Origin of the sequence: Mesorhizobium sp. UC74_2 (assembly GCF_042701485.1) — a bacterium.
Taxonomy (GTDB): domain Bacteria; phylum Pseudomonadota; class Alphaproteobacteria; order Rhizobiales; family Rhizobiaceae; genus Mesorhizobium.
Genome location: NZ_CP170562.1, coordinates 2,032,502 through 2,052,788 on the forward strand (window position 1 = coordinate 2,032,502; position 20,287 = coordinate 2,052,788).

Genomic DNA, 20,287 nt, shown 5'->3' on the forward strand with positions numbered 1-20,287 from the left:
CCGGCGCAAACTATTGTGATGGCTGGCAACAGGCAACCGGGTGGGCCGGATGCCAGGACAAGTCCCTAGATGGGTTGGCGCGGCTTGCGGCCGAAGCTCAACGGCCTGTCGCCCCATCCTGTCATCCGGTTGAGGAACCAGTGGCGGAGCGGGTGCGGCAACATGCCGAGTACCTTGAGCCATAGCGTGAAACGACGCGGGAAGGTGATCTCGAAACCGCCTGTTTCGATGCCGCGCATCATCCTGTCGGCCGCGCAGGCCGAGGAGATGAGCGCTGGCAGACGAACACCATTCTTCTGCGTCATCGGCGTGTCGATGAAACCAGGGTTCATCACCTGGACCCGGATGTTCAGCTTGTCGAGATCGAATTTCAGCGACTGCGCCATGATATTGATGGCTGCCTTGGTGGCACCGTAGGCGGCGGTGGTCGGCCAGCCGAAATAGGCGCTGATCGATCCAACCATGACGATATGGCCGCAGCCCCGCTTGCGCATGAATTTCACCGTCGGCACCAGCCCGTGCACGATACCCATCACGTTGACATCGAAAGTGCGGCGGAACTTGCGCACCGACAGATTGTCGCCGGCGACTTGCGTGTAGCTCCCCGCATTGAAGACGGCGAGCGCGATGGGGCCGAGATCGGTCTCTATGGCGACGACGGCGTTGGCCATGCCCTGTTCATCCGTGACGTCGCATGGGAAGGCAACGATCCGGCCAGGCAGGGAAGCGGTTTCTGCAATCAGCATGCCGATATGGTCTTCTTCGCGTGCGGTGACCGCTACGACGAAGCCTTTCGCTGCCAATTCCTTCGCGAGTTCCCTGCCGATGCCGGAACTGCCCCCGGTGATCCAGGCAACGCCGTCTTTCGGGCTGGCCCGATAGAGTGTCATTCAGTGTCCCGAAAGCTCTTTCAATGGGTCATCTAGCCGTGCGTAAGTCGAAAGGAAAGCATGTTCTTGGATGCCCGCTATTTTAGTTTTGACTGATGTTTTCCATTGTCAGGCGAAGTTGCAGCAGCGGATGCAACTGGTCCAGGCCAATTCGAGCCTTGAAACGGCAGCCCAGCGTTTCTAGGGTTCTTCGCTGACACGAGAAGGATTCCTCATGCACCGTTCGGTGATCGACGCTATCGGCAACACGCCGCTGATCCGCCTCAACCGCGCCTCGGAAGAGACCGGCTGCGAGATTTTGGGCAAGGCAGAGTTCATGAACCCCGGCCAGTCGGTCAAGGATCGCGCCGGCCTCTTCATCATCCGCGACGCCGAACGGCGCGGCCTCTTGAAACCGGGCGGCGTCATCGTCGAGGGAACTGCCGGCAATACCGGTATCGGGCTGACACTGGTCGCCAAGGCGCTGGGCTATCGCACGGTCATCGTCATCCCCGATACGCAAAGCCAGGAGAAGAAGGATACCATCCGGCTGCTCGGCGCTGAACTGATCGAGGTTCCCGCGGTCGCTTACAAGAACCCCCAACAACTACGTGAAACTGTCGGGCCGCCTTGCAGAGCAAATGGCGAAAAGCGAGCCGAACGGCGCGATCTGGGCCAACCAGTTCGACAATGTCGCCAATCGCGACGGTCATGTTCAGACCACTGCGCAAGAAATATGGGCGCAGACCGCTGGCAAGGTGCACGGGTTTGTTTCCGCAGTCGGTTCAGGCGGTACGCTGGCCGGTGTGGCGGCGGGTCTCAAGGGCAAGAGCAACGACGTTAAGATCGCGTTGGCCGATCCTCTGGGCGCATCACTTTTCTCCTTCTACACCAACGGTGAGCTGAAGGCCGAAGGCAGCTCGATCACCGAGGGTATCGGGCAGGGGCGCATCACCGCCAACCTCGAGGGATTCACTCCGGACTTCTCCTTCCAGATCCCGGACGAGGAAGCACTGCCGATCGTTTTCGACCTCATCCAGGAGGAAGGGCTCTGCGTCGGTGGTTCGACAGGCATCAACATAGCCGGCGCCATCCGCCTGGCCCGCGAGCTGGGACCGGGTCACACAATCGTGACCATCCTGTGCGACTACGGCACGCGCTACCAGTCGAAACTGTTCAATCCGGAATTCCTGCGCAGCAAGAGCCTGCCGACACCGGAGTGGATGGAGGCGGTGAGTACCATTTCCGTGCCTTTCGAACAGGTGGCGTAATGGCCTTCAAGACCGAGGCGGTTTTCCGCGACGATTCCTATCTGAAGGAATTGGAAGCGACCGTGCTGGCTATCAACGATCGTGGCGGCATCATTCTCGACCGCACCGTCTTCTATGCAACCTCCGGCGGCCAGCCGGGCGACACCGGTCGTTTCGAGCGCGCGGATGGCAGCCGGATTGTGATCGCAGCCACGGTGACTGGCGAGACCAAGGACGAGATCATCCATGTCCCGGCGCCTGACCAGCCGGTTCCGGCTGTCGGTGAGAAGCTGAAGGCCGTCATCGACTGGGATCGCCGCTATCTGCTGATGCGCATGCACGCCGCCTGCCACCTGCTCAGTGTGGTGTGCCCATTTCCCATCACCGGGGCGGCCGTTGCCGAAAACGATTCCCGCGTCGATCTGGATATTCCCGACACCGGCTATTCCAAGGAAGAGGTGACGGCAAAGCTGATGGAACTGGTGCGGGCTGACCACCCTGTTTCCATCGAATGGATCACTGATGAACAGCTGGCCGCCAATCCGGGCCTTGTGAAGTCCAAGAATGTCCGCCCGCCCAGCGGTACAGGTCGTATCCGCCTCGTGCTGATTGGCGAAAACGCTTCGGTGGACAGCCAGCCTTGCGGCGGTACGCATGTTGCCCGCACAGGCGAAGTCGGCGAGATTCATATCGGCAAGATCGAAAAGAAGGGCCGCGAGAATCGGCGCTTCCGAATCCGGTTCGGGCCTTTGCCGGTCGCCTGATCGGCCCGGCATCAGATATTTGGGAGTATAGCATGGCCGAGGATAGCCCCTTTACCGTCGACGCGGACTGGCTTGAACAGCGGCTGGGTCAGCCCGGCCTGTCGATCGTCGACGCCTCCTGGTATCTGCCAGCACAGAAGCGGGATGCGCGCGGCGAATACGATGCCGCGCACGTTCCAGGAGCTGTGTTCCTCGATCAGGATGCCGTTTCCGACCGGGACTCGCCACTGCCGCACACGCTGGCGTCGCCACGTGACTTCGCCCAGTATGTCGGAACGATGGGCATTTCGGCAGATGACACGATTGTCGTCTATGACGGGCGGGGCTTTTTTTCGGCGCCGCGTGCATGGTGGATGTTCCGTGTCATGGGTGTGTTCCAGACCTACATTCTGGATGGCGGCTTCGATCGCTGGAAAGCAGACGGACGTCCGGTGACAGCCGAGCCCACCAAGATCGCGCCAGGCATCTTCCATGCCGATTTCGATGCTTCCAGGGTAGCCTCACTCGAGGATATGCGCCGTGTTGTCGCCAGCGGAGAAGGTCAGATCGCGGACGCCCGTTCGCCGGAGCGCTTTGCCGGCGCCGAGCCGGAACCGCGCGCGGGTGTACGCCCCGGTCATATGCCTGGCGCACATAATCTGCCCTACAGCGCGCTGTCTGAAAACGGTGTGCTGCTGCCGAAGTCGAAACTGCGTGAGATTGTCGAGCAGGCCGGGATCGATCTGTCAAAACCCGTCGTCACGTCATGCGGCTCGGGTGTGACGGCAGCCGTCATCACGCTGGCGCTGGAAACGCTCGGTCATACCGACAACCGGCTCTATGACGGTTCCTGGACCGAATGGGGCGGGCTGCCGGACACGCCGGTGGAAGCAGGCAAGGGTCGCTGAGCGAATGAGCGCCGACGACCAGGAGCAGATCGACGTGACGGTGACCTTCCTCGAGATGGAGGTGCCGCCAGCCTACTATCCGCCGCTGCCATACAACCGGCAGATCGCGCTTTTGAAGACGCGGATGATCCCGCTGCATTTCTACCGTTATCTGCAGGATCGTGTCGGGCGCAAATGGCAATGGGTCAATGTGCTCAAGCTTGATGACGATGAACTGGCAGCCGGCCTGCATCGTGAGGACCGCGATATCCGTGTGCTCTATCTCGACGGTGCGCCGGCGGGTTTCTTCGACGTCAAGCCGCATCTGCCTGGAGAGGCTGAACTGGCTTATTTCGGCATGATGGAGCATGCGACGGGGCAGGGCATTGGCCGCTGGTTCCTGGGCGCAGCCATCGAGGCTTGCTGGTCGCACGGGCCAAAGCGGATTACCGTGCAAACCTGTACGCTGGATCATCCGGCGGCGCTGCCGCTCTACCAGAAGCTCGGCTTCAAACCGGTGGCGCAGAAGAAGGAAGTCGTGCGGCCGATGTCTTTTGTCGAGCGGTCGGCCAGCGTCATGCGCTAGAGCGTTCCGTTGTTCACGGAAACGCTCCAGCTTTTTGTTTTTACGCGGTTCCGGACGGAAAACAGCTGACATTTTTCCTGGAATTGCTCGGGAGGCTGCTGAACGGCGCGTTCATTCGCGCTTCAGCTTGGCTCTGCCATGGTGCTGGCAACATCGATCCGGCCAATCTCAGGAGCCCAGTATGATTTCTCGCCGTACCGTCGCCGCTGCGCTGATTGCTTCGATTGCGCTGCCGAGCCTTGCATTTGCGCAGGCGCAGACACCATCTGCCGCGCAGATCGAACGGAAACTGGAAGCGGCACCGCGCATGAAGCTGCGTCCCAACGAGCGCGTCACCATTCGCGAATTCAAACGGCGCCCCGACCTGCGCCGGATGGCACCGTCGATCGATATCCAGTCCATCAACTTCGCCTTCGGTTCGGCTTCGATCGACCCATCGCAATATCGCAAGGTCGAGATCATCGCCGACGGCCTGCGCCGCACCCTGCGCCGTGATCCTGATGCACGCGTGCTGATCGAAGGTCACACCGATGCCGTCGGTTCGTTCGCTTCCAACCAGGCGTTGTCGGAACAGCGTGCGTCTTCGCTGAAGCGCACGCTGGTGCGTGAATTCGGCGTGCCGGGCTATGCACTGGAGACGGTTGGCTATGGCGAGGAATTCCTGCTGGTGCCGACCGAGAACGAGAACTGGCGCAATCGCCGCGTCACCCTGCGCCGCTTCGACGATTTCATCCGCTGAGGCCAATGCAGGATTCGGGTGGGAGAATACTGGCCCGAAGACATAGGTTCCGGTTCAGGAAAACCGGAGAACCTAACCATGTCCTTCCTGTTCAAGGCTTTGCCGACCGAATCCGTGCGTACGCTGCAAGCAGGCGGAGCTGACGCCTATGGCCACGCACCCGAACGCAGGATTTCCGACGGTGACGGCGTGCCATGCCGGCATTGCCTCAGGAATGTCGCAGCTGGCGACGCCTACCTGATCCTGGCTTACCGGCCCTTCCCGGAGCTGCAGCCCTATGCCGAGACTGGACCGATCTTCCTGCACGCCGAGGCATGTGAGCGTGCCGAGGAAACGGCGGCGATTCCGGAGCTGTTCCTGGATACCAAGGACTACATCATGCGTGGATACAGCGCCGACAACCGTATCGTCTATGGAACCGGCGCCGTGGTGCCGACACCGGACATCACAGAGCGTGCGAGAACGCTGCTGGAGCGCGAGGATGTCGCCTACCTGCATATGCGCTCGGCCCGCAACAATTGCTATCAGTGCCGGATCGAGCGCGGTTGAGCCGAGGTAACGGTTGCTTAACCAAAATCGGTCGAAGATCGCGCCAGCCTGTCACGTGGCTGTTGTATTGAGTGCCTATAAGACGGGTGTCGAACGATTTCACCGACCGCGGATGGACCGGCGGTGATTTTCGACGGACGAGGAAGCGGGGTTCTACCCCGCTTTTTTGTTTTTGCGCGATGACGTCGGCTTATCAGATGCCGCCGTACCAGTCGTAGCCATTGTCTTCCCAATAGCCGCCGCGGCCACCGCCGAAATTGCCGAAGGAATCAACCAGTTCGATGCGCCGGATGTATTTCGGCATCTTGTAGCCGAGCTGCCGTTCGACCCTTACGCGCAGCGGCGCGCCGTTCTCCACCGGCAACGGCTTGCCGTTGAGCCCGTAGGCCAGAATGGTCTGCGGATGGCGCGCGTCGATCAGGTCGATCGAACCATAATATTTGATGTCACCGGAGAGATTGCGGTCGATCGTATCGAGGCAGTGGAACATCACGTAACGAGCCTGCGGTTTCACCACAGCCTGGTCCAGGACCAGCGAGAGCGGAGTTCCTGTCCACTTTGCAATGCAACTCCAACCCTCGACACAGTCGTGTCGGGTGATCTGGGTGCGGCTCGGCATCGCGATCAGTTGTTCGCGCGTCAGCGACAGCGGCTTCTCGACAAGTCCGGTGACCTCAAGGCGCCAGTCGGCAAAATTGTTCGCGAGCAGGCCCTTGTAGCTATCGTCGTCGGGGGCGGTAATGCCATTCGGCCGCATTGGCTGGCGGATATCCGCTTCGGTGAACTCCGGTGCAAGGCGCTCGCGCCCTGCCAGCAGGCGTTGCGCCCGATAGGTCACGCCGTTTGCCCCCTCGAGGAAATTGCGCAGGCCGTCACCCATGCCAAGTTGACCGTCGAAGGCATCGCAGCCGGACAGAACGATGCCGGACGCGCCGAGGCCGGCGGCGGTCAGGAATTTGCGGCGGCTGATCTGGAACCTGGCCATTTTCAGTCACTCCGTCCGGTCATGTTTGTCCCGCCATTGGGTGGATCGGTCCGATACCAGCCGGTGATGATCGATCTCAACTCATTGATCGGCCCAGCGGCCAGGATCATCAGCATGTGAACGAGGAAGAACAGGACGAGCAGCACCATGACCGTGAAGTGGATGGTGCGCGCGGTCTGCCGCCCGCCGAACACCTCGTTCAGGAAGGGAAGGACCGCATTCATGCTGGGCGACATGGCAAGCCCGGTCAGGATCATCAACGGCAGAAGAACGAACAGAACGCCGCCATAGGCAAGTTTCTGCAGCGTGTTGTAGCGGCCGGTATGGTGGAAACGCAGCCGGACATGGTCGGCGATGTCGCGCGGCAGATTGCGGATGTCGGCCGGACGCGGAGCAAGGTCGCGCCGAATGTGGCCGTTGAACAGCCCTGCGAGCAGCCAGACGAGCAGTGTTGCACTCAACGTCCAGGCAAAAAAGAAGTGGATGACGCGCGCGGTGCCGAGATCGTAATACGAGGGGACGGTTGCCCAGGACGGGAAGGCGCGAGCGGTTTCATTGCCGGGTGGCCCCGACCAGCCGATAACGCCAGTGGTATCGAAACGGTAGCCAAGGATCTCCGTAAAGCCGCGCGGACCTGCGTTCGTATTCTCCGCGCCGATTTTCAGGATCGTATTGTTGTAGCCGAAGCCCGATTCCTTGCCGATGTAGAGCTGCGGTCGGGCGTTGAAGATCTGAAGGCCGCTGAGCAGCAGGAAGAACAAGGCAAAGGCCCAGAGCCAATGGGTAAGCCGCGTCCAGCGGTTCTGCCGGTAGACCAGAGGCCCCTTTTTTGACCGGCCTGCCAAGGCTTCTGCGCTTTCGTCGATGCTGGCGATCGCATCCATGCCTGGCCCCTTCTGCCGCATGATACGGCTCGCGAGTGGTTTTCGCATGGTAGTACGAGTCCCGACCTCGTCTTGTTTCACGCCATCACGATTTTGTGCGCTGATCGCTTCAGTTGCCCAGGGTAACAGCGACATTGACCGCTGCCGCCACGATGACCGTGTTGAACAGGAAGGTGATCAGCGAATGCAGGATCACCAGCTTGCGCATGCGGGTCGTGGTGACATTTGTATCGGCGGTTTGAGCCGTCATGCCGATGACGATGGCGAAGTAGAAGAAATCCCAACCCTGGGGCGGCTTCTCACCCGGAAACTGGAGACCGCCAACAGGCTGGCGCACCGCTTTGCCCTTGGCGTCGCTCACCTCGTCGTCGTCTCGCCAATAGACGTGGGCATAGTGGAACGCCGCCATGGTATGGATGGTCAGCCAGCCGAGCGGCAGCGATATCAGCGACGTCAGCAACTCCGTCGAAGAGTGCTTGTGATTGTCGTTGATGATCAGAAAGAGCGAGCCGACGACAACGGCGATGACCGCAACAGTGACGGCAAAGATAACGAAGATCGGAAGATCATCGGCCTGTGCCTTACGGCGCAGGTGCTCGGCGGTCAGGTATGGCATGCGCGCCAGCATCAACCCGACATAAACGAGGAAGAACGCGTCCGCGCCGATGGAATATGCGATGGCGAGCTGGAATTGCAGCGCTATCGCCAGTGCGATCAACCCCACGCAGGCCGCCGCTGCAAAAGGCATCAGGCGGTTTGTCGACTTGCCAATCAATCGTTCCATGAGCGGGCCTGCTGTCTTCAGCTTGGTGCCGCTGATTTGAGCGCGCGTCGCAGGATTCGGTCAAGCTCACCCAGGAACCGCGAGCGATCCTGTGGGCTGAAGCCCGCATTGTAGCCCTTGCTTTCACCGGTCTCGCGCAGATGCTGCTTCAAATCGCGCATGGCAACGGCCATGCCGATGGTTTCCGGCGTGAAGGGACGTCCGGTGGGCCCGAGCACATGGGCGTTGAGGGCAACGGCCCGGGCGGCAAGCGGGATGTCGGCTGTAATGACGACGTCGTTCGCCGCGGCGTTTTCGACAATCCAGTCGTCCGCGGCATCCGCGCCTTTGCTGACGACCACGTTGCGGATCATCGGGTCTCGGGACGGGCGCAAACCGCCATTCGAGACAAATGTGACGGCGACACCGTGCCTTTCGGCAACCTTGACCACCTCTTCCTTTACCGGACAGGCGTCGGCGTCGACATAGATTGAAACGGTCATCGACGTGGTTGATGTCATCCGGCTGCCGCTGTCAATCGGCGTTCCATATCGATATGCGGAATATCGTCCTCCAGATATTCTTCCGAAACCGCGACGAAGCCGAACGTTTCATAGAAGCGTTGCAGATGGCTCTGGGCCGACAGCGCGATAGGGTGATTGGAAAAGAGCTGCTCGCACGCCGCGACGGCTTCTCTCATCACCGCATCGCCCAGGCGTCTGCCTCGATGGTCCGGCGAAACCACGACCCGACCTATGACGGCCGGGTCCCCGGTCTCCAACGGTTTGCCGATGCGGGCGCTGGCCAGCAATGCGCCGCCAGACAACAGGCGCAGATGCAAGGTGTCGGGATCAGCGCCGTCGAGTTCGGGGTAGGGGCATTTCTGTTCGACCACGAAGACGTCGGTTCGCATCTTGAGCATCGCGTAGAGTTCTCTCGGCGAAAATTCATCGAGCGTGCGCACGTCAACGCTGTAGTCAGCTTCGGCCATTTCCGATTCCTGTGAGGTGCCCCAAAACAGGGGTGATGTTCCGGCGCGGCGCATCTTTGTCTAAGGTCGGCGTCGGTAAACGAGGATGGAGCGACCATGGCACATGTGATCGAGCGCGAGCAATGGGCCGAGAAACCGGATGTGTGGCATGGGGAATTTGAAGGTGGAGCCTTCGGTGCCGAGGTCTCGGTGATCTTCTACAGTTCCGACCAGATCGGTGGCGGGCCGAAATTGCACAGGCATCCTTATCCGGAGGTCTTCATCGTCAGGGAAGGCCGGGCGCTTTTCACCATTGGCGACGAGACGATCGAGGCAAAGGCCGGGCAGATCCTGGTTGCTCCCGCCAATGTTCCGCACAAATTCTCCAACCTCGGGCCCGGGCGGCTCGAAAGCACCGATGTGCATGTCGCTGGCGCCTTTGCCACGGAATGGCTGGAGTAGACATTCGCTCTTCAACTTTCGAACAGCGGCTTAGCAGATGACTGCGGCTTGAGCAGGCGCGCGGGACTCCATAAAAGGTAAGGACTTAGCGGAGGACGCGGCATCCATGTTCAAGAAGATTCTGATCGCCAACCGCGGCGAGATCGCCTGTCGTGTCATCAAGACGGCGCGCAGGATGGGTATCGCCACCGTGGCGGTCTATTCGGATGCCGATCGTGATGCCGTCCATGTCGAGATGGCGGACGAGGCGGTGCATATCGGACCGGCGCCTGCCGCGCAGAGCTATCTGATCGCCGACAGGATCATCGAAGCGTGCAGGGCAACCGGCGCCGAAGCCGTGCACCCCGGCTACGGCTTCCTGTCCGAGCGTGCGTCTTTCTGCGAAGCCCTGGAAGCGCAGGGCATCATCTTCATCGGCCCAAAACCCAAGGCAATCAATGCTATGGGCGACAAGATCGAATCGAAGAAGTTCGCCAATGCCGCCAAGGTCTCGACGGTGCCCGGGTTCCTGGGCGTCATCGAAAACGCGGACCACGCCGAACGCATCGCCGGCGAAATCGGTTATCCGGTGATGATCAAGGCCTCCGCCGGCGGCGGCGGCAAGGGCATGCGCATTGCCGGACCCAGGAAGAGGTCCGTGACGGCTATGACCGCGCACGCTCGGAAGCCAGGAGTTCCTTCGGTGACGACCGCGTCTTCATCGAGAAATTCGTCGTCGACCCACGCCATATCGAGATTCAGGTCCTTGCAGACGGACACGGCAATGCCGTCTATCTCGGCGAGCGCGAGTGCTCGATCCAGCGCCGCAATCAGAAGGTCGTCGAGGAGGCGCCATCGCCCTTCCTTGACGAGAAAACCAGAAAGGCCATGGGCGAGCAGGCAGTGGCGCTGGCCAAGGCGGTCGACTATCAGAGCGCCGGTACGGTCGAGTTCATCGTAGACAAGGACAAAAACTTCTATTTCCTTGAAATGAATACACGATTGCAGGTTGAGCATCCGGTGACCGAGTTGATCACCGGCATTGATCTGGTCGAGCAGATGATCCGCGTAGCGGCCGGAGAAAAACTGGCCTTCGGCCAGAGCGACATAAAGCTGAACGGGTGGGCGGTTGAAAGCCGGCTCTATGCCGAGGATCCCTACCGCAACTTCCTGCCGTCGATCGGCCGGCTGACACGCTACCAGCCTCCGGAGGAAGGCAGTTTCGGCGACATCGTCGTGCGCAACGACACCGGTGTCACCGAAGGCTCCGAAATCTCGATGTTCTACGATCCGATGATCGCCAAGCTCTGCACCTGGGCACCGACACGCATCGAGGCGATCGATGCCATGTCGGAAGCCCTGGATGAGTTCGTGGTCGATGGCATCGAGCACAATCTTCCGTTCCTCTCGGCATTGATGCAGCACCCACGCTGGCGAGAAGGGCGGTTGTCCACGGGGTTCATTGCCGAAGAATATCCGGATGGCTTCGAACCGATTGCGCCCAGCGCCGAAGACAAGGCGGTGCTGGCTGCGATCGCGACGGCGGTCGAACTGCTGCGCCGGGACCGGCTCGATCGCCTCGGCGGTCGGCTGGCACCGCACTCCGGTGCGCTCAAGCGCGACTGGGTGGTGAAACTCGGGCAGGACTACCTGTCGGCCACCGTGCTTGAAGGCATGATTTCCATTCCGATGGAACTCGACCTGTCGGTTGAAGGCGGCACGGCGCTTACCGTGACATCGGACTGGCGGCCGGGTGAACCGGTGTGGCGCGGTACGGTGGGCAAGCAGAGGGTTGCTGCACAGCTGCGACCATTGCCGAACGGCAGCCGCATCGCCTGGAAAGGCATGTCAGTGGCGGCGCAGGCTATGTTGCCACAGACCGCGGCACTGGAGCGGTTGATGCCGGTGAAGCTGCCGCCAGATACGTCGAAGCTGCTGTTGTGCCCGATGCCTGGGCTTGTCGTTTCCATTTCCGTTGCCGAAGGGCAAGAAGTGAAGGCCGGCGAGACGCTGGCGGTGGTGGAGGCCATGAAGATGGAAAACGTGTTGCGCGCGGAGCGCGACCTGACCATTGCCAAGTTGAATGCCAAGCCAGGCGACAGCCTCGCTGTCGATGCGGTCATCATGGAATTCGCATAAAGCAATTCCAGCAAAAGTGCCCGGCGATTGGGCGCCCGCAATCGCGTAATACCAAGGAATCGGGGAGTTACCGGGCTTCCGGGAAATCGGAAACGCTTCAGGCAGGATTGACCCAGCGGGCGCTTGGGAAGCCCGCTGGGTCGCGTCAGACAGCCAACTGGTCCGCTCGCTGGTCAGTCACGACGTAAACACAGGCCCGGCAGGCATCGCCGCCACGCTGCGCATACCAGCGGCAGCTGCCGCGAATGGCGCAACGCGGCAGACCGGCCGCCGGATCGATGGCCTGGTCGGTCATGCCAACCAGGACTTTCTCGATGACGCCGCAGGAATTGCCGGTCCATTGGCGGCATTGTCCTTCCACACAGTGACCGGCAAATCGAAACCTCGCCTCGGGTGGACCCGCCTTGCTGGCTCGGCTTATGAAATCCGCGTCGATTTCCAAGCGGGTGGGAATCGGCTGAACGACGCCGTTCGAGCCGACGACGCCGATAAGCAGCGCTCCAGGTTCTGCCGGTGCGCTGGGGCAGGACTTCTGCGCAATTGCAGAAATCCTGTGGTCGGTGATTTGATGCTTGGTTCTAGCCGGCATCGGCATGGCTTCAGCGGATGCGCCCGCTGATTTCCTTTTCCAGGGCCGGGATCTGGCGCTGGTCCAGATGCAGGATCAGCCCCAGCCATTCCTTCGGGAAACGCAGCGCGAGTTCAGGCTGTGTTTGCGTCTCAGCAAGACCGGCAAGGACCGCCTGCTGGATGTTGCGGGCGATCTTTTCATCCATGCCCTTGGCAAGCTTGACGCCCGACAGGTCGACGACAAAACGGTTGCTCATGGTGATCTCTCCTCCGTGAGGTATTCTCACGGAGCGATCGTGGCGAGATCGCCTCTTGAATGCTGTGAAGCACTTCACACAGGACTGGTATGGGCGCCGGCATACACCGGTTCTTTTCTGTGGTCGAGGTGACGATCGGGAGTATGGATGTGGCGGGGCCTCGATGGGCTGACTAGATTAGCGGGAAGCAGCCCCAGATTCGTCGGCCAGATCGAGTTGAGCAGTGACAAACGACGTCAGAATACGCGATCCCCTCAAACGCGAGGCAATGGTCCCCAAGAGGGAAGAGATTCCCGCGCGTCCATTCATCCATCTGCGGGTTCATTCGGCCTATTCGTTGCTGGAAGGCGCCCTGCAGCTCGGACCGATCGTTGGGCATGCCATCAAGGATCAGGCTCCGGCCATCGCGGTCACCGATACCAACAATCTGTTCGGGGCTTTGGAATTCGCCCAGAAGGCGGTGAAGGATGGCATCCAGCCGATCATGGGCAGCCAGATCGACCTGGCATTTTCCGGGGAGAGCAATGACGGACAACGCGACCGTCGCAAACAGGGGCCTGACCTGCGCCCCGTGGTGTTCATCGCGGCAAATGAAGTCGGCTACGCCAATCTGGTCCGACTGATCAGTCGGGCCTATCTGGAAACGCCATCAGGCGAGCCGGTGCATGTCACCACCGATATGGTGGCGGAAGTCGCTGAGGGTGTCATCTGTTTGACCGGTGGGCCGCGCGGCCCGATCGGCGCAGCCTTGCGCGACGACCGCAAGGATCTGGCCGAGGCGCGCCTGCTGACCCTCAAGGCGCTGTTCGGCGATCGGCTCTATGTCGAGCTGGAACGCGTGGCTGGTTATGATCGCGGCATCGAACACGCCGCCGTGGAGCTGGCTTACCGCCACGAGTTGCCGCTGGTGGCGACGAATGAAGCGTTTTTCTCTTCGCGTGACGATTTCGAAGCGCACGATGCCTTGATCGCCATCGCCGAAGGTTCGGTGATCGCGGCCGACGAGCGCCGCCGGCTTACGCCGGACAATTATCTGAAGAGCCAGGCGGAGATGGCGCGGTTGTTCGCGGATCTGCCGGAAGCAATCGACAACACGATCGAGATTGCGCAACGCTGCTCCTATTATCCGAAGAACCGCAAGCCCATCCTGCCGCGCTTCGCCGGCGCCGACGTAGCCGACGCCGAAGCCGCCGAAATGGCCGAGGCAGAGGAACTGGCAAGACAGGCTCGTGATGGCCTCGCCAGGCGTTTCGCCGAGCGCGGTCTGTTTGGAGGCTTTACGGAGGAGCAGTATCGCGAACGGCTGGAGTTCGAGATCGGCATCATCCAGCGCATGAAGTTTCCCGGCTATTTCCTGATCGTGTCGGACTTCATCAAATGGGCGAAACAGCATGACATTCCCGTCGGACCGGGTCGCGGTTCGGGCGCCGGCTCGCTGGTCGCCTATGCACTCCTCATCACCGACGTCGATCCGTTGCAGTTCTCGCTGCTGTTCGAGCGCTTCCTCAATCCCGATCGCGTTTCGATGCCCGACTTCGACATCGACTTCTGCCAGGATCGCCGTGAAGAGGTGATCCGCTATGTGCAGGGCAAATACGGCCGCGACCAGGTCGGACAGATCATCACCTTCGGTACGCTGCAGGCTCGCGCCGTCCTGCGCGACGTCGGTCGCGTGCTGCAGATGCCCTATGGCCAGGTCGACCGGCTGTGCAAGATGGTGCCGCAGAACCCGGCCAATCCTGTGAAGCTGGCGGACGCTATCGCCAACGAACCGCGCTTTGCCGAGGAGGCGGAAAAAGAGCCGATCGTCAACACGCTGCTCGAGATGGCGCAGAAGCTCGAAGGGCTTTATCGCCACGCCTCGACGCACGCCGCCGGCATCGTCATCGGCGATCGTCCGTTGTCGGAACTGGTTCCAATGTACCGCGATCCGCGCTCTGACATGCCGGTCACGCAGTTCAACATGAAGAAGGTTGAGGATGCCGGACTGGTGAAGTTCGACTTCCTTGGCCTGAAGACGCTGACGGTGCTGGAAAAGGCGGTGAAGCTGATCCGCCGCCGTGGCATCGACATCGATCTCGCCACGATCCCGATCGACGACCAGCAGACCTATGCCATGCTGTCGCGCGGTGAGGTGGTCGGCGTGTTCCAGGTTGAAAGTGCCGGCATGCGCAAGGCGCTGATCGGCATGCGTCCCGACCGCATCGAGGACATCATCGCGCTGGTGGCGCTCTATCGCCCCGGTCCGATGGAGAACATCCCGACCTACAACGCACGCAAGCATGGCGAGGAGGAGATCGCGTCGATCCATCCCAAGATCGACCATCTGGTCAAGGAGACGCAGGGCGTCATCGTTTACCAGGAACAGGTGATGCAGATCGCGCAGGAGCTTGCCGGCTACACGCTCGGCCAGGCCGATCTGTTGCGCCGCGCCATGGGCAAGAAGATCCGCGCCGAAATGGACAAGCAGCGCGATATCTTCGTTGCAGGTGCCGTCGAGCGCGGTGTCGCCAAGCCGCAGGCCGACTTCATTTTTGACCTTCTGGCAAAGTTCGCCGACTACGGCTTCAACAAATCGCACGCCGCTGCCTACGCGATCGTCTCCTACCAGACCGCCTATCTCAAGGCGCATTATCCGGTGGAATTCCTGGCAGCGTCGATGACACTCGACATGTCGAATACCGACAAGCTGGCAGATTTCCGCCAGGATGCCATGCGGCTGGGCATCGAGGTGGTGGCGCCTTCGGTGTTGAGCAGCTTCCGTGATTTCGAGGTGGGCGAGAACAAGATCTTCTACTCACTCGCGGCGCTGAAGGGCGTCGGCGATGCTGCTGTCGAGCACATCGTCGAAAAGCGCCGGGACGGGCCTTTCAAGAACCTCGCCGATTTCTGCGAACGCATCGATCCCAAGATCGTCGGCAAGCGTGTCTTCGAAAGCCTGATCATGGCCGGCGCGCTCGACTGTTTCGGACATGATCGTGCCCAGATGATCGCCGGCGTTGAACGTATGATGGGGCTGGCGGCGCTCGCGCAGCAGAACGCCACTTCAGGTCAGGCTGACATCTTCGGTGCCTCGCTGGGCGCACAGTCCCAGGCGCTCAACCTGCCGGTGACCGAACCGTGGCTGGCTGCTGATCGCCTGCATCGCGAATTCCAGGTGGTAGGCTTCTACCTGTCGGCGCACCCGCTGGATGAATATAAGGCCGCGCTCCAGAAGATGCGCGTGCAGAACTGGGCGGAGTTCTCTGCCGCCGTGAAGCGCGGCGCCTCCGCGGGCCGGCTGGCAGGAACGGTGACGGCCAAGCAGGAGCGCAAGACGCGCACCGGCAACAAGATGGGCGTCGTCAATTTCTCCGACATGACCGGCCAGTACGAGGCCGTGATGTTTTCGGAAACTCTCGCGCAATATCGGGATATGCTGGAGGCCGGTAAATCCGTCGTCATCACTGTGGCGGCCGAAGACAGGCCTGAAGGTGTGAATCTGCGCATCCAGACGGTGCAGTCGCTGGAGGACGAGGCGAGCCGCATCCAGAAGGCGCTACGCATCTTCCTGCGCGATGCCAGCCCGCTCAATACGTTGGCTAGTCAGCTTTCGGTGAAGGGTGAGGGGCAGGTCTCCTTCGTGCTGATCAAGGATGGCGGACAAGGCGAAATCGAAATCGAACTGCCCACCCGTTACCGCATCTCGCCTCAGATCGCTTCTGCCATGCGGGCCGTGCCCGGCGTCATCGAAGTCGAACTGGTCTAGGTGCCCGCAAGCCGCTTGGAAAATGCTGGACGGGCGGCGTGGCTGACGCTACCCGATAGCAATGGCAGCTGAAGCGAAGCCCGACATCACCAACGGCTCTTCCGTGGCGAGACTGCGAGACCGCTTGCGCCGGCTTTATCATGGCCGCTCGCCGGAAGCCGTCCGCTTCCAGGCGATGGTGGTCCTGATCGATCTCCTCGTCATCGCTTTTTTTATCGCCACGCCGCTGCTGCAGAACACGGCATCCTTCCTGTGGCTGGATTATACCGTGGCTGTCATCGTCGCTGCCGATCTGCTGGCGCGACTGCTTGCTTCGACAGATATGCTGCGCCTGATGCGGCAGCCGACGAGCTGGGTCGACGTCTTTGTGCTGCTCACCTTGTTGTTTCCGACGGCGCTCGCCAATCTCAGCTTCCTGCGCATCCTGCGACTTTGGTCGCTGTCGCGCAGTGGCGTTCTGTGGCGGCATTTTGGTTCGGGCCGATTCCTGGCGTGGCGTGAGACCACGCAGGCGGTCATCAACCTGCTGACCTTCCTGTTCGTGATCACAGGCTTCGTCTATACGTTCTTCTTCCGGCAAGGTTCCGGTCTTGTCGGTTATGTCGACGCGCTCTACTTCACCGTCGCAACGGTGACGACAACAGGATTCGGCGATATCGTGCTGCCCGGCGTTGCCGGCAAGCTCACGGCCATCGTCACCATGATCACCGGCATCTCGCTGTTCGTGCGCTTGGCCCAGGCCGTGTTCCGCCCGGCCAAGGTGCTGTTTCCATGCCCGCAATGCGGCTTGCAGCGCCATGAACCCGATGCCGTGCATTGCAAGGCTTGCGGTCACATCCTTAACATTCCGGATGAGGGCGACAGATAACGTCGACACAAAACTGAAACAGACCGCGTCGAAAAGCGACGCAAGGATTCGCGTGATTCGAGGGGAAGAACGAATGCCGATCCGCCTTTGCATGACCGCCGCGCTGGCAACCTTGCTTCTCGTGCAACCGACACGCGCCGCCGAACCGGGCTTCTTTGCCTCGATGGCTGGCAAGTGGAGCGGCAATGGCAGTTTCCGCGTCAACACCAAGGCGCCGGCGGTCAGTGTTTCCTGTTCCTTCGCCGCCAAGGCAAGCAGCGCCACACTTGCACTCGATGGCAATTGCCAGGGCATGGTGCTCATCTCACGCAGCATTGGCGTGCGACTGAAAGCCGAGGGACAGCGCTATGGAGGTACTTACATCGGCTCGAGGACCGGACCTGCTGCGTTATCCGGCCGACGGCGAGGAGATGTGCTCAATCTCGGGATCCGCTGGGCCAAGCCGGTGAACGGCGACCGCGACGCCGAGATGCGTGTCGAGAAACTTGGTCAGAATGCCATGCGCATTGTCACCATCGACAAGGATGCGACGACCGGCAAGTCGGTGATCACCGCCCAGGTAGACCTGAAGCGTAACTGACTTTGGAGTGTTCCGTTTTCCGGGGACGCGGACGCTCCAATTTTTTGCTTCGACGCAATTGCGAACGGAAAACCGCTACACACTTTTCCTGGAATTCCTCCCAGTCAGTCTGCCGTCGCCGCAGCCAGTTTTGCAGAACGACGCGGCAGGTTGAGCAGATTGCCCATCAGGATGAGTGCTGCGCCACCAGCGGTAAAGACGTCGATCTGCTCCTTGTAGAGCAGCCATCCGATCAGCGCCGACAACGGCACACGCAGGAAATCCATCGGGGAGATCAGGGTAGCGTCCGCGTAGGTCAGTGCGCGCGCCATGCAGAAATGCGAGGACATGCCGGTAAAGCCGATGACAAACAGCCACGGCCAGAGTTCGAGCGGCGGGTTGCGCCATTCGACGAAAGCGGGGATCAGTCCCAGCACCGATTGCACCACCAGCATCCAGAAGATGATGCGTACAACGCTGTCGGTGCGGGTGAGTGCCTTGACCATCACCACCGAAGCGCCGAAGCACATCGCTGCGCCCAGGACGATCAAGTGGCCCGTTTCAATCGAACCGGCACTTGGCCGCACGATGACGATGACGCCGATCAGGCCGAGCCCGATCGAGACAATGCGAAACCTGTTCAGTCTTTCGCCAAGAAAAAGCACTGCCAGCAGCGCGGTCCAGATCGGCGTGGTGAATTCGATGGAAACCAGCACACCCAGCGGGATCAGCGTCAAGGCATAGAGCCAGGCACCCTGGCCGACATAGTGGATCATGTTGCGTGCGATATGCAGCGGCAGCCGCCGCGACGCCATGGCCGTAAAGCCGCCTCGTGCCAGCACCAGCGGCAGCAGGATGAACCAGCCGATGACCGAGCGCAGTTCCAGAACCTGGAAGACACTGAGCACGCTGGTCGTCATGCGCCCTGCAACCGACATCAGCAGGAAGGACGCGATCGACAACGCCATCCAGAATGCGGCTTTTGGGATCGATGGAGCGGGTGCCATGATCTCGTGTCTGGCAGAACGATAGCCGTGCCACAATCACTAGCCGCGCCTTTCGCATGAGCCAACGGACCGGAGGTCCTGGGGATTTCAGATGCGCTCCCAGGGATGCTGGACTTCGGGGCCTTCATCCTCGTCCGGGCGGGCAGGTCGGCCGCGATGACCCTTGCCGAAAGTGTAGCCGGTCTCCACGGCCTTGCGGCCGAATTTGTCGCGCAAAGCGTCGATGGCATTTTCTGCCAGGGCGCGCTTGCGTGACTGCACGTCGACCAGATCCGGAGGGTCGGCCTTTTCATCGTCCGAGAGATCGCTGACGCCGATGCCAAGCAGCCGGTATCTGGTGCCGTCGGTTTCTCGGCGCAACAGGTCGAGCCCAGTCGAGAAGATGCGGTCGGCGAGCCGGGTCGGGTCGCCAAGCTGGCGATTGCGGGTGCGGATCTTGAAGTCGTGGCTCTTGAGCTTGAGCACGATCGTGCGGCCCGCAATGCCGGCTTTCTTCAGACGTGCCGATACTTTTTCGGAGAGCGCGCGCAGCACCGGGACAAGGTCATCCATCGTGGCAATGTCTGTGTCGAATGTGGTCTCGGCAGAGACACTCTTTGCGTCTTGATCGGGCTCGACACGGCGGTCGTCCTGGCCTCGCGACAGACGATAGAGCCGGTCGCCCATGACGCCGTAGCGGCCCATCAGGTCGCCGCGTTCCAGCTTCTGCAACTGTGAGATCATGCGGATCCCGTCGCGCGCCAGAACCTCGGCGAATGCCTTGCCGACACCCCAGATCATCGTTACCGGCTGCTCGGCCAGGAAGGACACGGCCTCTTCCCTGCCGATCACCGCAAAGCCACGAGGCTTGCGGAAATCAGAAGCGATCTTTGCCAGGAACTTGCAATAGGACAGGCCGGCCGAAACGGTAATTCCGATTTCTTTTTCGACCGCCTGCGAGAAGCGCGCCAACACCATGGCAGGTGGCAGGCCATGCAGCTTCTCGGTGCCGGCAAGGTCGAGGAAGGCTTCGTCGATGGAGATCGGCTCGACCAGCGGGGTCAGAGCGAGCATCATGGCGCGGACCTCGCGTCCAACGCGCACATATTTCTCCATGTCCGGCTTGATGACGACCGCTTCCGGGCAGGCCTCGAGTGCCTTGAACATCGGCATCGCCGAGCGTACGCCCTGGATGCGGGCGATGTAGCAGGCCGTCGACACGACGCCGCGTTTGCCGCCGCCGATGATCACCGGCTTGTCGCGCAAAGCCGGATTATCGCGTTTTTCAACGGCAGCGTAGAAAGCGTCGCAGTCAATATGCGCGATGTGCAGCCGGTGGAGTTCCGGATGACGAACGATGCGAGGGCTGCCGCAACATTCGCACCGCGTCATTCTTCCGCGCTGGAGCGTCAGGCAGTCTCGACAGAAACCGTGCTCGGGATCGTTGACAGGTGTCGCCATCGCTGCGAACATAAAGAGAACAAGTGCAAATTA

At 61.0% G+C, this 20,287-nt stretch carries 20 protein-coding genes and 2 pseudogenes; 12 read left to right on the top strand and 10 right to left on the bottom strand.

The window, feature by feature from the left end; all coding sequences use genetic code 11:
- Window positions 1–65: 65 nt before the first annotated feature.
- Window positions 66–890: an SDR family NAD(P)-dependent oxidoreductase gene (locus ACFJIU_RS09825; RefSeq protein WP_379070567.1), complete on the bottom strand. Its 825-nt coding sequence runs from the start codon at window positions 888–890 to the stop codon at window positions 66–68.
- Window positions 891–1,104: 214 nt separating this feature from the next.
- Here ACFJIU_RS09825 and ACFJIU_RS09830 point away from each other — a divergent pair.
- The 6 genes and pseudogenes from ACFJIU_RS09830 to ACFJIU_RS09855 all read left to right on the top strand — a co-directional run bounded on the left by ACFJIU_RS09830 (window position 1,105) and on the right by ACFJIU_RS09855 (window position 5,623).
- Window positions 1,105–2,140, top strand: a pseudogene (locus ACFJIU_RS09830) (cysteine synthase A).
- Complete coding sequence (locus tag ACFJIU_RS09835) at window positions 2,140–2,883, top strand: alanyl-tRNA editing protein (protein ID WP_379070569.1); 744 nt, start codon at window positions 2,140–2,142, stop codon at window positions 2,881–2,883. The pseudogene ACFJIU_RS09830 and the gene ACFJIU_RS09835 overlap by 1 nt, the downstream one beginning before the upstream one ends.
- A gap of 32 nt (window positions 2,884–2,915) precedes the next feature.
- A complete protein-coding gene (gene sseA, locus ACFJIU_RS09840) occupies window positions 2,916–3,770 on the top strand; it encodes a 3-mercaptopyruvate sulfurtransferase (protein WP_379070572.1) in 855 nt (284 codons plus the stop codon).
- 4 nt (window positions 3,771–3,774) lie between these two features.
- A complete protein-coding gene (locus ACFJIU_RS09845; protein ID WP_379070575.1) occupies window positions 3,775–4,335 on the top strand; it encodes a GNAT family N-acetyltransferase in 561 nt (186 codons plus the stop codon).
- A gap of 181 nt (window positions 4,336–4,516) precedes the next feature.
- Window positions 4,517–5,074: an OmpA family protein gene (locus ACFJIU_RS09850; protein WP_379070577.1), complete on the top strand. Its 558-nt coding sequence runs from the start codon at window positions 4,517–4,519 to the stop codon at window positions 5,072–5,074.
- Between the two features lie 78 nt (window positions 5,075–5,152).
- On the top strand, window positions 5,153–5,623 hold the full coding sequence (locus ACFJIU_RS09855) for a DUF1203 domain-containing protein (RefSeq protein WP_379070580.1): 471 nt from the start codon (window positions 5,153–5,155) through the stop codon (window positions 5,621–5,623).
- Between the two features lie 193 nt (window positions 5,624–5,816).
- Here the strand turns inward: ACFJIU_RS09855 and ACFJIU_RS09860 are convergent, their stop codons facing one another.
- The 5 genes from ACFJIU_RS09860 to ACFJIU_RS09880 form a co-directional block, all read right to left on the bottom strand.
- The gene (locus ACFJIU_RS09860; protein WP_379070583.1) at window positions 5,817–6,608 is read right to left on the bottom strand and encodes a molybdopterin-binding protein; all 792 of its coding nucleotides are present in this window, start codon (window positions 6,606–6,608) and stop codon (window positions 5,817–5,819) included.
- A 2-nt stretch (window positions 6,609–6,610) separates the two neighbouring features.
- Window positions 6,611–7,492 (bottom strand): cytochrome b/b6 domain-containing protein, encoded by an 882-nt coding sequence (locus ACFJIU_RS09865; RefSeq protein ID WP_379073032.1) that lies wholly within the window; start codon window positions 7,490–7,492, stop codon window positions 6,611–6,613.
- Between the two features lie 109 nt (window positions 7,493–7,601).
- Window positions 7,602–8,276: a DUF1345 domain-containing protein gene (locus tag ACFJIU_RS09870; protein ID WP_379070585.1), complete on the bottom strand. Its 675-nt coding sequence runs from the start codon at window positions 8,274–8,276 to the stop codon at window positions 7,602–7,604.
- Between the two features lie 17 nt (window positions 8,277–8,293).
- On the bottom strand, window positions 8,294–8,776 hold the full coding sequence (locus ACFJIU_RS09875; protein WP_379070588.1) for a YaiI/YqxD family protein: 483 nt from the start codon (window positions 8,774–8,776) through the stop codon (window positions 8,294–8,296).
- Complete coding sequence (locus tag ACFJIU_RS09880; protein ID WP_379073034.1) at window positions 8,773–9,246, bottom strand: GNAT family N-acetyltransferase; 474 nt, start codon at window positions 9,244–9,246, stop codon at window positions 8,773–8,775. Before ACFJIU_RS09880 ends, ACFJIU_RS09875 begins: the two co-directional genes overlap by 4 nt.
- 96 nt (window positions 9,247–9,342) lie before the next feature.
- On the opposite strand from ACFJIU_RS09880, the gene ACFJIU_RS09885 reads away from it, so the two are divergent.
- From ACFJIU_RS09885 to ACFJIU_RS09895, 3 genes and pseudogenes are all read left to right on the top strand, one after another.
- Complete coding sequence (locus ACFJIU_RS09885) at window positions 9,343–9,687, top strand: cupin domain-containing protein (protein WP_379070591.1); 345 nt, start codon at window positions 9,343–9,345, stop codon at window positions 9,685–9,687.
- Window positions 9,688–9,834: 147 nt separating this feature from the next.
- Window positions 9,835–11,517: pseudogene (locus ACFJIU_RS09890) on the top strand (biotin carboxylase N-terminal domain-containing protein); the annotation flags it as partial.
- 96 nt (window positions 11,518–11,613) lie between these two features.
- A complete protein-coding gene (locus tag ACFJIU_RS09895) occupies window positions 11,614–11,805 on the top strand; it encodes an acetyl-CoA carboxylase biotin carboxyl carrier protein subunit (protein WP_379073036.1) in 192 nt (63 codons plus the stop codon).
- Between the two features lie 145 nt (window positions 11,806–11,950).
- Here ACFJIU_RS09895 and ACFJIU_RS09900 read toward each other — a convergent pair whose 3' ends face one another.
- Both ACFJIU_RS09900 and ACFJIU_RS09905 read right to left on the bottom strand, forming a co-directional pair.
- Entirely contained in the window at window positions 11,951–12,400 is a 450-nt protein-coding gene (locus ACFJIU_RS09900; RefSeq protein ID WP_379070594.1) for a hypothetical protein, read from the bottom strand.
- A 4-nt stretch (window positions 12,401–12,404) separates the two neighbouring features.
- Window positions 12,405–12,632, bottom strand: a complete 228-nt coding sequence (locus tag ACFJIU_RS09905) for a hypothetical protein (RefSeq protein WP_379070596.1) — start codon at window positions 12,630–12,632, stop codon at window positions 12,405–12,407.
- A 268-nt stretch (window positions 12,633–12,900) separates the two neighbouring features.
- On the opposite strand from ACFJIU_RS09905, the gene dnaE reads away from it, so the two are divergent.
- The 3 genes from dnaE to ACFJIU_RS09920 all read left to right on the top strand — a co-directional run bounded on the left by dnaE (window position 12,901) and on the right by ACFJIU_RS09920 (window position 17,828).
- A complete protein-coding gene (gene dnaE, locus ACFJIU_RS09910; RefSeq protein ID WP_379070599.1) occupies window positions 12,901–16,380 on the top strand; it encodes a DNA polymerase III subunit alpha in 3,480 nt (1,159 codons plus the stop codon).
- A gap of 61 nt (window positions 16,381–16,441) precedes the next feature.
- Window positions 16,442–17,248: a potassium channel family protein gene (locus tag ACFJIU_RS09915; protein WP_379070601.1), complete on the top strand. Its 807-nt coding sequence runs from the start codon at window positions 16,442–16,444 to the stop codon at window positions 17,246–17,248.
- A gap of 73 nt (window positions 17,249–17,321) precedes the next feature.
- Window positions 17,322–17,828, top strand: coding sequence for a hypothetical protein (locus tag ACFJIU_RS09920; protein ID WP_379070604.1), 507 nt, complete (start codon window positions 17,322–17,324; stop codon window positions 17,826–17,828).
- Window positions 17,829–17,932: 104 nt separating this feature from the next.
- Here ACFJIU_RS09920 and ACFJIU_RS09925 read toward each other — a convergent pair whose 3' ends face one another.
- Together ACFJIU_RS09925 and ACFJIU_RS09930 are read right to left on the bottom strand one after the other, a co-directional pair.
- Window positions 17,933–18,814 carry a DMT family transporter gene (locus tag ACFJIU_RS09925; protein ID WP_379070607.1) on the bottom strand — a complete coding sequence of 294 codons (882 nt, stop codon included), beginning with the start codon at window positions 18,812–18,814 and terminating at the stop codon, window positions 17,933–17,935.
- Window positions 18,815–18,901: 87 nt separating this feature from the next.
- Window positions 18,902–20,266 (bottom strand): DNA polymerase IV, encoded by a 1,365-nt coding sequence (locus tag ACFJIU_RS09930; protein ID WP_379070610.1) that lies wholly within the window; start codon window positions 20,264–20,266, stop codon window positions 18,902–18,904.
- Between the last annotated feature and the right edge of the window lie 21 nt (window positions 20,267–20,287).